Source organism: Roseibium sp. AWQ4_290 (genome assembly GCF_056160985.1).
Map to the genome: position 1 here is coordinate 115,749 of NZ_JBSWYG010000006.1, position 14,950 is coordinate 130,698.

Below are 14,950 nucleotides of genomic sequence, written 5' to 3' on the forward strand. Positions count from 1 at the left end.
TCTGCCGCGCGGGAGCGGTCCGTCCATCCGCCGCCGGGCCACAAGCTCCTTTGGCAAAGCACAAGTTCGGAAGCTGCTGGGGGGGCGGACCTGCCCGGTGTTACCGCTCGCACCAGATACGGTCGTTGCTGGCGGAGTTGGTTCTGAAAACAATATAGGTAAAGGGATAATCAAAAGGGTTGTCCGTGCTGCGCACCTCAAAGGGCTCGCAGGCAAGCGTCTGCCCGGGTTCCAGCTCGATCCGCCGTCCATCAATATGGAACACGCCCTTTCCGGACAGTACATGAACCACTTCGGTGCTGGACGTATGGTAGTGGTCCTTCACCTCCGTATGGGGCGGGACTTCGACCAGCTGCACCAGGCCACCCGTCAGATTCACATCCTTGTCCTGGACCAGGGTCTTTTCCCGGTAGCCCAATGCGTTCATCCAGACCACTTCTTCATTGCGCACAAGCTTCATCCATCCCTCCTGGCAACTTGCTGACTCACTGGTTCCGGAGACAGTCTTAAATATCTATGGACGTTGCGGAAGAGACTGTTTCAGAAGAAAGTGCCCAAAAAGAGCCGCCCGGAGGGCGGGCTCCGGGAGAAGTCTTGTCTGGTCCCGGAAAACCCGTTTGCGGTCAGCTTTTGCCGGTGTAGCTGACCACTTCGAATTCGATCCCGTCATCATCATCGAAATAGAACCGGCGGCCCGGCTCATAGTCCTGATGATTGTGGGTCGTGTAGCCGCCTGCCTTGATCCTGGCCTCGGCCGCGTCGAGATCCTCGACCACAACGGCAATGTGGTTGAGCCCTCCATGGTGGTCGTAACTGACACCGGCGACCGGGGTGGTGTCCTTTGGCGGGCTGTAGGCTGCGACGTAACTCGTCTCGTTGCCGATGTGATAGGTCGTTCCGCCGCCAAGCGACTGGCCCTTCCACCGGATTTTCCAGCCGAACCAGTCTTCCAGCCGGCGGGCGGTCGCGGCCGGGTCGGTCACTGTAACGTTTACATGTTCCAGAAATGCAGCGCTCATATCGACGTCCTCTCAAGGTTTGACTCCTCGTGGACACTAGAGATAATTCCTCAAGTAAACTTGAGGTCAAGAGAAAAAAGGGACTGTTTTGAAGAAGCTTATGAAGGCAGATGATCTTTTGTCTATTGGCGGCCTGGCCGAGCGGACCGGCCTTGCAGTCTCTGCGATCCGTTTCTACGAGGACAAGGGCCTGGTTCACCCGATCCGCAACAGCGGCGGGCAAAGGCGGTTTTTGCGCGCGGACATCCGCCGCCTGTCTTTTGTCCTTGTGGCCCAGGAATTCGGGTTCACGATTTCGGAAATCGCCGTGCAGTTGGCGAGCCTGCCGGAGGGCAGGGCGCCGACCAAGGCGGACTGGACCCGTCTGAGCAAGGGGTTCCGGCGGCATCTGGAAGACAGGATCGCGCGCATGACGGCCTTGCGGGACAAACTGGATGGCTGCATAGGTTGCGGCTGCCTGTCGATGAAATCCTGCCAGCTCTACAATGCCGGTGACGCAGCGTCCCGTCATGGACGGGGGCCACGCTACCTTTTGGGCGACCGCCCGGAGCCTCAGCCGGACAGGCAAAGCGGTGCCGGGCCGGTTTCAACGCAGGAAAAGGCAAAATCCGACTTTTGATCCATTGAAAAGCTGAATGCCACAAGCGGAAAGAAAAACAAGCGTTTACGTTTGATTGGAGCCGGAGGCCGCCGCTTGTCGGCAGGCCTGTAACCGAACCATTACGCGACTGTCACATTGCTGTAATCTGAGTGTCGTTAACGCTCACGGGCGCACTCTGTGTGCCTTGCCTGTAGCCATCCGATTGGAGAGCAAAATGAGTGACATCAGCAAAGACGACCTGTCCTGGGACGAATGGGATGAATTGGTCCGTCCGACACCGGAAACCACCGAATTTGACCGCGTCGTGGAAGCCGGCCTGTCGCGCCGGGGCTTTCTTGGCGGCGTTGTTGCCTTCGGATCGGGGGCTGCGGCCATGGGCCTCGGTACCGGTGCGAGCCTTTTGAACTCCACCTCCGCCCAGGCCCAGAGCGCTGGCCGGTTCGCCTTCAGCCCGGTGCCGGTCGCAACCGATGCCACCGTGCATGTGCCGGAAGGCTACACCTGGGATATCCTGGTGAAATGGGGGGACAAGCTGTTTTCCGACGCAGCGGACTTCGATTCGGAAAAAGGCGTTCCCGTTGCCTCTTCCGACCGCGTCTTCGGCGAAAACACCGACGGCATGGAACTGTTCGTCTTTGGCGACAAGCAGGTCATTGCGGTCAACAGCGAATATGTGAACCCAACGATCAACCTGCCGCATACGGATGACGGCAAGCCGGAATCGGCTGACGACGTCACCATGCTGCAGAACTTCCAGGGCGTGACCGTGATGGAAGTGACGGAAGATGCTGGCGACTGGAAGGTTGTTGTCGACAGCCCGTTCAACCGCCGCATCACCCAGCGCACGGAAATGCGCCTGTCCGGTCCGGCGGCCGGTCATGACCTTCTGAAAACCGACGCGGACCCGACCGGGACCAAAACCCTCGGCACCTTCAACAATTGCGGTGCGGGCAAGACCCCCTGGGGCACTTACCTGACCTGCGAGGAAAACTTCAACGGCTATTTCGGATCCACCGATGACAGCTTTGAAGTGCCCGCCGACTTCAAGCGCTACGGCATCGGCCTTGAGAGCCGCTACGATTACGAAAAATACCAGGAGCGGTTTGACATTTCCAAGAATGTCAACGAGCCGCGCCGCGCCGGTTACATTGTCGAGATCGACCCGAGCGATCCCGGCTCCACGCCGGTCAAGCGCACGGCCCTTGGCCGCTTCAAACACGAAAACGCCGCTTGCACCCTGGCGCCGGATGGCCGTGTCGTGGTCTATATGGGCGATGATGAGCGGGGCGAATTCCTTTACAAGTTCGTCTCCAACGGCGTCTACACGCCGGGGGCTCCGACCGACGGCCTTCTGGATGACGGCACGCTCTATGTGGCGAAGTTCAACGACGATGGCGCTGGCGAGTGGCTGGCCCTGACGGAAGAAGCAACCGGCATGCCCCAGGCCGAAATCTGCATCTTCAGCCGCATGGCCGCGTCCAAGGTTGGCGCCACCACAATGGACCGTCCGGAATGGGTTGCGGTCAACCCGGTCGCGGTCGAAGCCTATTGTGCTCTGACCAACAACAAAAACCGGGCCGTCAAGCCGAATGCCGGCGGTGACGACACGCCGGTCAACGGCCCGAACCCGCGTGCGGAAAACCACTATGGTCAGATTGTGCGCTGGTATCCGGAAAATGATGACCATACGGCGCCGAAGTTCAAGTGGGACCTGTTCGTGATGGCGGGCAACCCGGAAGTTCATGCCGGTACGCCCTACGGAGGCTCTGACAATGTCAACTCCGGCAACATGTTCAACTCGCCGGACGGAATGATGTTTGACAGTTCGGGCCTGCTGTGGATCGAGACCGACGGGAACTACAAGAACGAAGGCGATTTCGCCGGAATGGGCAACAACCAGATGCTGGTTGGCGATCCGGTCACCGGCCAGATCGAGCGGTTCATGACGGTTCCTTACGGCTCTGAAGTCACAGGCATCACCTGGTCTGCGGACAAGAAGACCCTGTTTGTCGGCATTCAGCACCCGAAAGCCCCGTTCCCGGATGGGGAAGGCAAACTGGCGCGGTCTTCCGTGATCGCCGTCAAGCGTGCGGACAACGCCAAGATCGGCTAAAGCGGCCCGTGTTTCACCGGATTTGGCTTTGACTGCCATTTTCTGGAGCGCGCCGGATACCCGGCGCGCTCTTTCTGTTTGCCTGAACTGCTTCTGCCTGCAGTCGGAAGCGGGGGCTTACCGGTTGTCCAGTTGCGCACGTACGCGCCTCAGCCCCAATTGGGTAATCCGGTAGGGACCGCTGTTTTTCGACGCGATGAGACGCTTGTATTTCAGCTTGCGGAACAGATGCGGCGTGCATCCGCCCCAAAACCAGCCGTCTCGGGTGACGGTCTCATGGTTGAGGATCCGGCCATTCTCGTCTTTTTCAATGAGAATATAGCCGCCTTGAGCAAGCAGGTGCAGCACCCGTTGCTCGGCTTTCGAAATGTCCATGGAAGTAAGGGACCTTGATGTCGGAATACAAAAACCCGGTCACCGCAGCTCAGCGCGTGCGGTGCTTCTGTAAGTTTCCGGCCTTCTCTGGCCGGGTCTTACCAGGACTCTTGCGATACGGACATAAACCCTCATCAAATCAACAGGACAGCAGATACCATCGGCTGGCCCCTTCTGCAACGGGCCAGTCCGTCAGACCGGTGCGGATGCGATGGGTGACGTCCGAAGTGTTGTCAATCTGCCGCACAAGACAGCAAGGGCGCGGGACGAGGCAGAGACAGGGAGGCGGCGTACAGGTTGGGAAAGAGCGCGCAGGGGCTGGGCAGTTAGCTGTATTCGGCAGGCCAGTAGCCGTTTTCGGGATTGCGGGACACTGCGATGGCCGAGACATCTTTTGAGCCGCAGGAGCCGCAACTGAGGACCTCGCTCAAGGCGGATACCCTCTTGTCCTGGGCAAAGCGGGCCCCATTCATATAGCGGAACCGTCCGCAATGGTTGCATCGGATGGCAAGGCGCCGGCCGGTCTTGACCATGGTTTCAAGGGTCGGGTCGTCGGTCAGAACGGGGGATACAATTGTCATGATTAAATACTTGCAAACAAACCCATGAGCCGCCGCGTGTGGGCGTACTTCTCTCTACGACTTTAGCATAACATACAAGATAAAAAAGTAAAGCCTGGTTTTTGGTTTCTGTGGACGTTGGGTAATCTGAAAAGAATTTAAGGGGAGGGAAGTAAATCGAAATGAATAAATTTTCAGTTTGGTCAATATTTGACCGGAAAGAAAAATTATTTTGACCGCTCAGTAAAAGTTTATGGTCAGCAGTTTCTCAATGCGGGGAAGGTTTGGCATATTTCGTTTTGATCCAGGCCGGGCTATAGAAGACCCATGACTTACCTGTCTGATACTTGGCTGCATCTGGCCGGACTCTCCGGTCTGCTCAATCCCTTCGCCCTTCTCATTGGCGGCTATTTGGGGTGGCGGGCCGACAGTGCCCAGAAACTCTGGATCGCAGGCTTTGCGGCGGCGGCTTTGTCGCTGCTTTCTGAAGCAGCCATCGGTCTGCTTCAGATCCCCATGCCGGTGTCTCAGGACGCTGGAGCCCTGGCGATGTTTCCGTTCCGCTTTGTGGCGGGCGCAGCGGCAGGCAGCCTGACCTACTGGCTGAACCGGCGCAGCCGGAACAGCTGACCCCTCCGATAGGCCAAAGCCAAATCGTCTAGCATGATCATAAAAAACGCCCGATCAGTCTTCGGGAGCTGTCTCTCAAGCCTCCTCAGACCCGAGCCAGCTCTTGAAAAGCGCCGCATTGGGGCAGCTGTCCATCGGGCGGGAGGCGCCTGCCGGGTGCTCTGACAGCCATTTTTTGCAGGCATTTGTGTTCCGGCAATTGATACAGCGCACCGCTGCGGAGCGCAGAGCCAAATCCGATTGCACACCGGCTGGGATCTTTTGCATCGCGCCGATCGTGTCAAGCATGCGTCCCATAAGATCAGCACGCTCATTGAGGCGGTCCATCCAGTTCACAGTTTGATCTCCCTCTCCAAAGCCAGGCCGAAGTCAGCTTCCGGGCAGACCGGACGGGCCGGTTTGCCGGAGAAAGGCTTCGCAAAGTAACTGTCAGGAAGCCTAGAGCAGGGAGGTGCAGGTGCATTGATTAGGGTCAAGTCTGGGCAGCGCGCTGGAATCCGGCCATACTGGCAAGGTTGGAGCAGGGCTGCATGGGCTTGTTCAGGAGCAGGCGGCGAACGCGGCGGGACGGCACACAAGGGGGCGGTGCGATGGTCGAAACAGTAGCGGCACAGCCGCTCGCCTCAGGTTCTGCAGGGGCGGCAGCCCCGCAAGGGCTGGAACCGGGAACCGCGTTGACGGCCCGGGTGGATGCCAATCTGCCCGGCGGTGTTGTGCGACTGTCGACACCGGACACGACCTATGACCTGAAGGTCCAGGCTCCCTTGCCGCAAGGCAGTCAGGTCACTGTTACAGTGAGCGGCAGCAAGCAGCAGCCCGATATCCAGATTTTGGTGGGCGCGCAGGCGGGCAAAGGCGGTGCAGGAGCTGCCTCGTCGCAGACCGCAGCTCAATCAGCGGCCTCTTCCGGGGTTGCAAGCGCTCCGGCACAAGTCGCGCCGTCCAGTACACCCGCGGTAGCAGCGGTAGCAAACGGAGGCAATCTGACCTTGTCCGGCGCACTGGTCGCCCAGACGGTTCCGGATCAGGCGGGCGGGCGGCCGCCGCTGTCCCAGACGGTGGCCCAGACCGTGCCGCAAGGTGGCAGTCAGACGGGCGGCCCACCGGTTACGGTGGCGGCCGGAGGGGCTGTTCCGGTTGCTCCTGGCGTTTTACCGGGTCCTGCCACAGCCGCGCCGCCCGCGTCCCAGACACCTTCGCAGGCGGGCGCATCTGCGGGTGTGCCGGTTTCTTCCTCTCAATCCGGTGCAGCTGCCAACGCGCCGCAGGTCAATGTCCAGTCTGGTGCGGTTCCCTCTGCCCCTTCTGCCTCACCGGCTTCTGGAGCGGCGCACTCGGCGGTGCAGCCACAGTCAATCGGACAAGGGCAAGGCACCGGTCCGGCGGGGCAAGGGTCCGCTGGCGTTCAGGCGGGCCCCGCCGGGCTGGGGCAGACAGGCGGCGGGCAGGCGAGCCAAACTTCAAATCCAGTGCCCTCAAGCGGCCGCCCATCCGGGATTGGCGGTCTGGGGCCAGCGTCGCCGCCGCCTCCCGGTCCGGCGGCAACCGGTACAGCGACGCCACCTGCGGGAGCGCCTGCAAGCCCGGCAGGCGCGGCCAATCCCGCTGCGACTGCGCCAGCTGCCGCGCCGCTTCCCGCTGGGGGCGCCGTGTCTGGAAGCGGCCAGCTGGCCAGCGGACCGCTGGACACGCTGCCCAGAGCCGCCGCACAGGCCGGACCGGCTGCCTCCCTCTCTGCGGGGGCGCCTTCCGGCGCGCAGATACAGGGTACTCAGATACAGGGCACTCAAAGACCGGGCACTCAGATGCCGGGGCTGCAGGGAGCGGCGGTGCAGCCGGGCACATCAGCCCAGCCGCCCACTGGATCGCCCGCTGCAACACAGGCTGCTGGCACGTCGGCGCCTTCCGGACCGGCGGCGGGGCAAGGGGCGCTGACAACCTCCGCCGGCTCCCTGTTTCAGGCCATGGATCAGTCCGCAGACACGCAGAGGCCCGTTCAAACCCAGTTTCAGATCCAGTCCCGGGCCCAGCCTTATCCGCCATCCGGGAACGTGCCGACGCCGCCTGCAAATGCGGCAGGGGCGGGTGCGCAGACGCCAGCGGGACAGATTGCCCGCCAGCTCCTGCAACCGCTCGCAGAACAGCAGACGGGGCTGGGAACCCTTTTTTCCCAGGTCGGGACCATGCTGTCCGCGCAGGCCTCGGGCAAGATCTCGCTGCCCGATCCCGTGGTTAAAGCCATGCAGCAGATTTTTGGCATGCGCCTGACGCCCGGAACAGTACCTGGAACGGTATCAGGGCCATCTCAGGGGGCGGGGGTGGGGCAAGGGCTGACAGAGGCTGATCTGCAACAGGCCGTGCGCCTGTCGGGGCAGTTCCGGGAGGCCCAGCTGGCGGCACTGCCGAAGGGCATGCCTCCCCCAATGGGAGACCTTAAATCCGCGCTCCTGTCCTTCAAGGCGCTGCTGCAGGGGCTTGGGGCGGAAACGGATGTGTCCCGTCCGGCTCATCAGCCCGCCATGCCGTCCCGGCAAGGTGGACCCCAGGCGCAGGCACAAAGTCAGCAAGCCGCCAGCGGCTTCTGGGTGGGCGCGCCGTCTGAAAATCTCAAGGCCTTGCGCAAGGAAACCGACGCGGCGCTTGCCCGTATTCGCTTAACCCAGCTCGTCAACAGCTCTCTTGCGGGCGACGACCGGCCCCAGGCGGCGGCCACCCGTGCGATGGATCTTGTTCTGGAATTGCCCCTGGCGCTGGGCCAGGAGACAGCCATAATGCAGATGCAGATCGGCCGGGATGGCGGGGGCCAGGACGGGGAGGGGGACAGCGAGCCTGCCTGGCGGCTGCGTTTTGCCCTGGACCTGACCGCAACCGGGCCCCTGGAAGCTGCCGTCAGTCTCAGGGGCGGGGGCACTTATGTGAGCCTGTGGGTGGACCGGAAAGAGACGTTCACCAGTCTGGAAAGCGTGCGTGAAACCATGGAAGCGGCCTTTGCCGATGCGGGGCTTGACCTTCAGGAGTTCCGGCTGGTGCGGGGCTTGCCGCCCAAGGCGGCGCCTCGGCACGGCGCCATGATCGACCGCCATTCATAAGGACGCCCAGATGAGCCCGACCGATCCTTCGAAAAAAACGGCTACAGATGAGAAGAAACTGGCCGTCGCACTGTCTTACGAAAATGAAGGCGCACCTGTGGTCACCGCCAAGGGGGCCGGGACCATGGCGGAGCAAATTGAAAAACTTGCCCGGGAGGCCGGGGTTCCCATCGAACAGAACCCGATGATGGCCGAAGCCCTGTCCCAGATCGAAGTGGATCAGGAAATCCCGGTGGAGCTCTACCAGGCTGTGGCGGTTCTGATCGGCTTCATCATGCGCACGGGGCAGGCGCAGCATCCCGGCCCGCAGGAATAGCGGTGGCTGCTTGTGCGAAAGACAGGATTGTGCGCAAGGAAAACCTTGCAGGCACGGCAATTCCCGACTAGGTGAACAAGCGATTGAAACTTTGCGCCGCAGTCCGCTTCCAGAACTGCCGCTCCGGGCGCGAAATCGAACAGAACAGGACTTTTGACGGCTATGACGATTGTCGACGTACGCACACCCGATCCGAAGAAATTCATCAAGGGCGCGACCGGCGATTGGGAAATCGTGATCGGCATGGAAGTTCATGCCCAGGTGACGTCCGATGCCAAGCTCTTTTCCGGTGCTTCCACCGAATTCGGCAAGGACCCTAACGGCAATGTCAGCCTTGTGGACGCGGCCATGCCCGGCATGCTGCCGGTGATCAACGAGGAATGCGTGCGTCAGGCGATCCGCACCGGGCTTGGGCTGAAGGCGGACATCAATCTGAAATCGGTCTTCGACCGCAAGAACTATTTCTATCCCGATCTGCCCCAGGGCTATCAGATCTCCCAGTTCAAACAGCCAATTGTCGGGGAAGGCAAGATCCTGCTCGACATGCCGGACGAACAGGTTGAGATCGGCGTTGAGCGGCTGCATCTGGAACAGGACGCGGGCAAATCCCTGCATGACCAGCATCCAACCATGTCCTTTGTGGACCTGAACCGCTCCGGCGTTGCCTTGATGGAAATCGTCTCCAAGCCGGATCTGCGCTCCTCCGACGAGGCAAAGGCCTATCTGACCAAGCTGCGCACGATCCTGCGCTATCTGGGCACCTGTGACGGCAACATGGATCAGGGCTCCATGCGCGCGGACGTGAACGTGTCCGTGCGCCGTCCGGGGGGGGATTTCGGCACACGCTGCGAGATCAAGAACGTCAACTCGATCCGCTTTGTCGGTCAGGCTATCGAGTATGAGGCCCGCCGTCAGGTGGCCATTCTGGAAGATGGCGGCACGATTGATCAGGAGACCCGCCTGTTTGATGCGGCCAAAGGCGAAACCCGGTCCATGCGCTCCAAGGAAGAAGCCCATGACTACCGCTATTTCCCGGATCCCGATCTGCTGCCGCTGGAATTCACCCAGGATTTTGTCGATGGGCTGGCCGGGGATCTGCCCGAGCTTCCTGACGACAAGAAGGCCCGCTTTGTCAGCGATTACGGCCTGACCGCCTATGATGCGGACATTCTGGTTACCGAAAAGGCCTCTGCCGATTTCTTCGAGGCCGTTGCCACGGGCCGCGATGCAAAGCTGTCCGCCAACTGGGTGATCAACGAATTGTTCGGCCGCCTCAACAAGGAAGGCGTGGACCTTGGCGACAGCCCGGTGTCTGCCGGACAGCTGGGCGCGATCATCGATCTGATCAAGACCGGCACGATTTCCGGCAAGATCGCCAAGGATCTTTTTGAAATTGTCTGGACCGAAGGCGGTGATCCGGCGGCCATCGTTGAAGAGCGCGGCATGAAACAGGTCACGGATCTGGGCGCCATCGAGGCGGTTGTCGACGAGATCATGGCCGCCAATCCGGACAAGGTCGAACAGGCCAAGGAAAAACCCAATCTGGTTGGTTGGTTTGTCGGCCAGGTGATGAAGGCTTCCAAGGGCAAGGCCAATCCCCAGGCGGTCAACGATCTTCTGAAGCAGAAAATCGGTCTGGAGTAAGTCATGGGCGGGCAGGAAACATCAACCAGGCCCGCCTTGCCGCTTCGTGGTGCCTGCCATTGCGGGGCTGTCACGTTTGAAATGCGCGTGCTGCCCCGCCACGCGGTTGCCTGCAACTGCTCGATCTGCCGCAGTCTTGGCGTGGTCTGGGGCCATGGAACGGATCAAGACATCACCGTGTCCGCCGCTCCGGACGCAACGCTGTCCTATTCGCGCGGTGAGCGTTATCTCGCTTTCCACACCTGCCGGACCTGCGGCTCCACCACCCACTACGTCACCATTGCCGGAGACGGCATCGGGCGCATGGCCGTCAATCTTCGCCTGGCCCCGCCTGGAACCATCGAGGCAATCGGTCTCAGGCATTTCGATGGTGCTGAGAGCTGGTCGTTTCTGGATTGAGATCGGTGCCCAGCGGTCCGACACCTGCTTTGCTTCAGACCCGTTACCGCCAAAAAGGCAGGCTGATTGCCTAACGTTTAGGCGCTTGCCGTTGGGTCTGAGGTCAGCTTTGCTTTGACCCGCGCCATCTGCGGTCGGCTGCCTGTTTGGCATGGCGATTGCTCAGAAGCCCGGTATCCGTCGGGAACCGGGGTCCTCATGACACTAAACGCATGTTGCAAGGTCGGCCAGGGTGGCTGATCTTCGATTTTTTGAGCTTTACCGAAATCCGGAATATCTCTGGCTGCTGTTGCAAGGCGCGCTGGTCAGCGGCGGGCTGACCGTGGGGGGCGGCGCACTTGGTTTTCTGGCCGCGCTTTGCCTGGCCGCCATGCGCCACTACCGCATTCCGGTGCTGGCAGAGGTGGCCACAGCCTATGTGGAATTCATCCGCAACACGCCGCTGATCGTGCAGATGTTTTTCATCGCTTTCGGTCTGCCCTTGCTGCTTGGCTATCAATGGCCGTTCTGGGCCCATGCGCTGCTGGCGCTGACCGTCAACTTCTCTGCCTATTTTGCCGAAATCCTGCGGGCCGGGCTGGCTTCGGTCGCAGATGGCCAGTTGGAGGCGGCCGACAGTCTGGGCCTGCCGCGCTGGCTCAGCTTCTTCAAGGTCAGCCTGCCCCAGGCCGTTGCGGCCATGTATCCGTCGCTGAACAGCCAGTTCATCTTTTTGTTTCTGACCACCGGTGTCATTTCCGAAATCGGTGTCACGGACCTGACCTGGGCCGGGGTCTTCATCGACAGCCGCAGCTTCCGGTCCTTCGAGGTCTTCTTCACTCTGACCATCATCTATGTGCTGATGTCGCTGATGTTCAAAAGCGCTCTACGCCTGCTCCATGACCGTCTGTTTGTGTGGAAGGGCGTGCGATGAAAGAGCTGTTTGTCGAGCTTCTGGGAAAGCCCTACGGCATCGTGCTCTTCCAGCTTCTGGATGCCACCCGCTATACGGTCTATCTTTCGCTGATTGCGTTTTTGGGCGGCGGGGCCATCGGCGCGTTGGTCACGGCGGCCCGTGTCGCGCCGGGGCGGCTGCTGGCAAGGCTGTCTACGGCCTATACCTGGTTGTTCCAGTCCATCCCTCTGTTGATGCTGCTGTTCCTGCTCGGCCTTGGGGTGCCGCATCTCTTTTCCATTCGGGTCGACCCCTGGACCGCAGCGTCCATCGCCCTGACGCTTTACACCAGCGCCTATCTCGCGGAGGTCTGGTGCGGCGCTATTGCGGCCATTGCGATTGGCCAGCATGAAGGGGGGAAGGCGCTCGGGCTGACATTGGGTCAGGTCATGGTCCTGATTGTCCTGCCCCAGGCCGTGCGCCTGGCGGTTGCGCCGACCATTGGCTTCATGGTGCAGATTATCAAGGGCACGTCGCTGGCCTATATCATTGGCTTTCACGACCTGATGACCGTCGGCAAGCGCTGGGCAAATGCGCCGGTTCCCGGCACCCAGCCCTTCGTCATCTTTCCGCTGATGGCGCTCATCTATTTCGCCCTGTGTTTTCCGTTGTCCTTGTGGTCCCGGCGGCTTGAAAAGCGCCTCGGGTCTGCTGCGGCGTCCGGCAGCGCCAAAAGCGCTGCCTGATCCTTTTGTCCATACTCTTAAGGGGAGATGTTTGAAATGTGGAAGAAACTGCTTGCAACGGGCGGGGCGCTTCTGGCCGCCGCGCTGCTGATTGCCACACCGGCCTCGGCCGAATTGAAGGACATTCTGGGCGCCGGCAAGGTCAAGATTGCCGTGCCGGAGAATTTTCCACCCTTTGGCGCGCTTGGCGCGGAGGGGGAATATGAAGGCTACGACATTGATGTGGCCAAGATGATTGCCGAAGATCTGGGTGTGGAGCTGGAACTGGTGCCGGTGACCTCCAAACAGCGCATTCCCTTCCTGGAAACAGACCGGGTGGATCTGGTTGTCTCCACGCTGGGGGCCAATCCGGAGCGGGCCAAGTCGATCTGGTTCTCCAGCGCCTATGCGCCGTTCTTCTCTGGCGCCTTTGCCAAGCCGGATGTGGCGGTCAAATCCATTGCCGATTTTGCGGGCAAGAAAATCGCGGTCACAGGCGGAACGCTGGAGGATCTGGCGATCACACAAGATGCACCGGATGGAGCTGACATCATCCGCTTCGGTGACAATGCGGCGACCATTGCCGCCTATGTTTCCGGTCAGGCGGATGTGATCGTGACCGGCAACATGGTTGCGCTCGGCATATCCAATGACCATCCGGACTACAATCTGGAAACCAAATTTGTCATCGCCAATTCCCCGTCCTTCATCGGCGTGAAAACCGGCAATATCGACCTGCTGCAATGGGTCAATGTGTTTGTGCTCAACAAGAAGCTGACCGGCAAGCTGGACGGCCTGTCCCGCAAGTGGCTGAAAACCCCGCTGCCGCCGCTGCCCTCGCTCTGAGGACTTTGACACTGGAAAAGAGCCCGCGCCGGACAGTCGTCTGGCACGGGCGGGTGTTTTGAGCGCGCCGCGCACCGCCTTGCCGTCTCCGGCCGGGAGGCGGTGCGCGTTGGCGTTGAAAAAACTGCCCAAGAGACGGCCCGTGACTGGGGATGACCGGGTTACAGGCGGTCTGAAATCATGTATCCCGCTGGTCATGACCGGCCCAACCTTGTCCTCTTCCGCCAAGATGGCGGCGCCCCGCTATGCCACCCCGTTCGGGGTCTGGGCGATTGTTGCCCTGTGGGGCCTTGCACATCTTCTGCTGCGTGCTGTGTCGAGCCCGGTGCTCGGCACGGACGACATGTTCGAAAACGTTCTGGTCCAGACGCTGGAGCCCGGCTACATGCTGCGCCAGCCGCCGCTCTATGAGTGGTTGTTATGGTCGGCTCAGCAAGTGTTCGGCCCGACCATCTGGGCTGCGCTGTTTGTCAAATACATCCTGATCTCACTTGCGGCCCTGTTCCTGTTTCTGATTGCGCGCAAGGCCATCAAGGATCCGCGTCTGGCCGCGCTCTGCGCATTTTCCTATTCGCTCTATTACCAGTTCGGCTGGAACCTGCATGAGGGCGTCACCCACACCGTGGTGCTGACGACGGCCTGTGCGGCCAGCGCCTTTTTCTTCATCAAGGCGCTCGAGAGCGGGCGCCTTGCCGCCTATCTGGCTTTTGGGGCTGCGGCAGGGGCCGGGCTGCTGGGCAAACATTCCTATCCGATTTTTGTGGTGGCGCTGTGTCTGGCCGCGCTCAGCGATCCGCACTGGCGGCATAAGATCCGCCCGGCAGGGCTCCTCCTGGTGCCGGTTGCAGCCGCCCTTGTCTACAGCCCCTATGCCTGGTGGATTTTCACCGAGGGCCTGCATCTGTTTGCCTCCGTCTCCAAGACCATGGGTGTAGCCGCCCAGACGTCCCATCTGGCGCGGGCCGGAGAGGGGCTGGGCAAGCTCGCTTTCGGGCTGTTGGGATTTTCCGTTGTTCTGGTGCCGGTCCTGCTGCTGATATTCTGGCCGCGCTATCTGGGCCGCAAGGAGGCTTTGGCGCTGCAGGTCAGTGATGTTGCGCGCCTGTGCGGGCGCACGGTGCTGGCCATGATCGTGCTGACCGCGCTGATGATCGTGCTGACCGGGGCAACTTATGTGAAGGAGCGGCATATGCATCCCCTGATGCTGCTGCTGCCGGTCTATCTGTTTGCGGATCTGGAACGGTTCGGCTTTGACCGGCAGTGGCGCTGGCTGGCCGCTGTCATCATGACCATGGCCGCTATCGTCTTTGTGGCCCGGGTGCCGGGCATTGTGGCGCCGGACCGGTTCTGGTGCGGCGGCAAATGCCGCCACATGAAACCCTATGCGGACTTGAAAGCCCCGCTTGAAGCGCTTGGTGCGGGACAGGCGACCCTGATTGCCGAAAATGGCTATACGGGCGGCAATCTGCGGGTGCTGTTTCCCGGCGCGCGGGTGGTGACCAAGGCGATCCCGGTCAGAACGCCCCCGAGAGCAGCCTGTTTCTTCATCTGGGAAGAGGGGGACACAGCCCCCCAGATCCCTGCGCTGCAACAATTTGCCGAAGTGGCCTTTGGCGATCCGGGCACGCCGGTCTCGGCCACCTACCTGACCGGCCGCTGGCCGCATCTTTGGAAAGCGCCTGACTGGCGCACCACCTGGTGGGGCGTGGCCGAATTGCAGCCGGACGCCCCTCTGTGCCGGTGAGGCTTTCCGTTCTTA

The 14,950-nt window shown here is 61.1% G+C and carries 16 protein-coding genes; 11 read left to right on the forward strand and 5 right to left on the reverse strand.

The window, feature by feature from the left end:
- Window positions 1–100: 100 nt before the first annotated feature.
- Both ACXAH0_RS07960 and ACXAH0_RS07965 read right to left on the reverse strand, forming a co-directional pair.
- Window positions 101–460, reverse strand: a complete 360-nt coding sequence (locus ACXAH0_RS07960) for a cupin domain-containing protein (protein WP_475190162.1) — start codon at window positions 458–460, stop codon at window positions 101–103.
- A gap of 163 nt (window positions 461–623) precedes the next feature.
- Window positions 624–1,019: a VOC family protein gene (locus ACXAH0_RS07965; RefSeq protein ID WP_475186340.1), complete on the reverse strand. Its 396-nt coding sequence runs from the start codon at window positions 1,017–1,019 to the stop codon at window positions 624–626.
- Between the two features lie 100 nt (window positions 1,020–1,119).
- On the opposite strand from ACXAH0_RS07965, the gene soxR reads away from it, so the two are divergent.
- Complete coding sequence (gene soxR / locus ACXAH0_RS07970) at window positions 1,120–1,638, forward strand: redox-sensitive transcriptional activator SoxR (protein WP_475190163.1); 519 nt, start codon at window positions 1,120–1,122, stop codon at window positions 1,636–1,638.
- Between the two features lie 196 nt (window positions 1,639–1,834).
- A complete protein-coding gene (locus ACXAH0_RS07975; RefSeq protein ID WP_475190165.1) occupies window positions 1,835–3,733 on the forward strand; it encodes a PhoX family protein in 1,899 nt (632 codons plus the stop codon).
- Window positions 3,734–3,850: 117 nt separating this feature from the next.
- Here the strand turns inward: ACXAH0_RS07975 and ACXAH0_RS07980 are convergent, their stop codons facing one another.
- Both ACXAH0_RS07980 and ACXAH0_RS07985 read right to left on the reverse strand, forming a co-directional pair.
- Complete coding sequence (locus ACXAH0_RS07980; protein ID WP_475186350.1) at window positions 3,851–4,108, reverse strand: YjhX family toxin; 258 nt, start codon at window positions 4,106–4,108, stop codon at window positions 3,851–3,853.
- 326 nt (window positions 4,109–4,434) lie between these two features.
- Window positions 4,435–4,689 carry a hypothetical protein gene (locus ACXAH0_RS07985; RefSeq protein ID WP_475190166.1) on the reverse strand — a complete coding sequence of 85 codons (255 nt, stop codon included), beginning with the start codon at window positions 4,687–4,689 and terminating at the stop codon, window positions 4,435–4,437.
- Between the two features lie 306 nt (window positions 4,690–4,995).
- Between ACXAH0_RS07985 and ACXAH0_RS07990 the strand changes: the two genes are divergently transcribed.
- A complete protein-coding gene (locus ACXAH0_RS07990) occupies window positions 4,996–5,298 on the forward strand; it encodes a phosphatidylglycerophosphatase (RefSeq protein ID WP_475186356.1) in 303 nt (100 codons plus the stop codon).
- A gap of 75 nt (window positions 5,299–5,373) precedes the next feature.
- Here ACXAH0_RS07990 and ACXAH0_RS07995 read toward each other — a convergent pair whose 3' ends face one another.
- Window positions 5,374–5,625, reverse strand: a complete 252-nt coding sequence (locus tag ACXAH0_RS07995; protein WP_475186384.1) for a DUF6455 family protein — start codon at window positions 5,623–5,625, stop codon at window positions 5,374–5,376.
- 263 nt (window positions 5,626–5,888) lie between these two features.
- Here ACXAH0_RS07995 and fliK point away from each other — a divergent pair, with 263 nt between their 5' ends.
- The 8 genes from fliK to ACXAH0_RS08035 all read left to right on the forward strand — a co-directional run bounded on the left by fliK (window position 5,889) and on the right by ACXAH0_RS08035 (window position 14,935).
- Window positions 5,889–8,387: a flagellar hook-length control protein FliK gene (gene fliK / locus ACXAH0_RS08000; RefSeq protein ID WP_475190167.1), complete on the forward strand. Its 2,499-nt coding sequence runs from the start codon at window positions 5,889–5,891 to the stop codon at window positions 8,385–8,387.
- Between the two features lie 10 nt (window positions 8,388–8,397).
- The gene (locus ACXAH0_RS08005) at window positions 8,398–8,703 is read left to right on the forward strand and encodes an EscU/YscU/HrcU family type III secretion system export apparatus switch protein (RefSeq protein ID WP_475186362.1); all 306 of its coding nucleotides are present in this window, start codon (window positions 8,398–8,400) and stop codon (window positions 8,701–8,703) included.
- Window positions 8,704–8,865: 162 nt separating this feature from the next.
- Window positions 8,866–10,347, forward strand: coding sequence for an Asp-tRNA(Asn)/Glu-tRNA(Gln) amidotransferase subunit GatB (gene gatB, locus ACXAH0_RS08010; protein WP_475190169.1), 1,482 nt, complete (start codon window positions 8,866–8,868; stop codon window positions 10,345–10,347).
- Window positions 10,348–10,350: 3 nt separating this feature from the next.
- Complete coding sequence (locus ACXAH0_RS08015; protein ID WP_475190170.1) at window positions 10,351–10,746, forward strand: GFA family protein; 396 nt, start codon at window positions 10,351–10,353, stop codon at window positions 10,744–10,746.
- A 232-nt stretch (window positions 10,747–10,978) separates the two neighbouring features.
- Window positions 10,979–11,659, forward strand: coding sequence for an amino acid ABC transporter permease (locus tag ACXAH0_RS08020; protein WP_475190171.1), 681 nt, complete (start codon window positions 10,979–10,981; stop codon window positions 11,657–11,659).
- Window positions 11,656–12,366 (forward strand): amino acid ABC transporter permease, encoded by a 711-nt coding sequence (locus tag ACXAH0_RS08025; protein WP_475190172.1) that lies wholly within the window; start codon window positions 11,656–11,658, stop codon window positions 12,364–12,366. The genes ACXAH0_RS08020 and ACXAH0_RS08025 overlap by 4 nt, the downstream gene beginning before the upstream one ends.
- Before the next feature lie 36 nt (window positions 12,367–12,402).
- Entirely contained in the window at window positions 12,403–13,191 is a 789-nt protein-coding gene (locus ACXAH0_RS08030) for a transporter substrate-binding domain-containing protein (protein ID WP_475186376.1), read from the forward strand.
- Window positions 13,192–13,333: 142 nt separating this feature from the next.
- Window positions 13,334–14,935 (forward strand): glycosyltransferase family 39 protein, encoded by a 1,602-nt coding sequence (locus ACXAH0_RS08035; protein ID WP_475190174.1) that lies wholly within the window; start codon window positions 13,334–13,336, stop codon window positions 14,933–14,935.
- Window positions 14,936–14,950 lie beyond the last annotated feature (15 nt).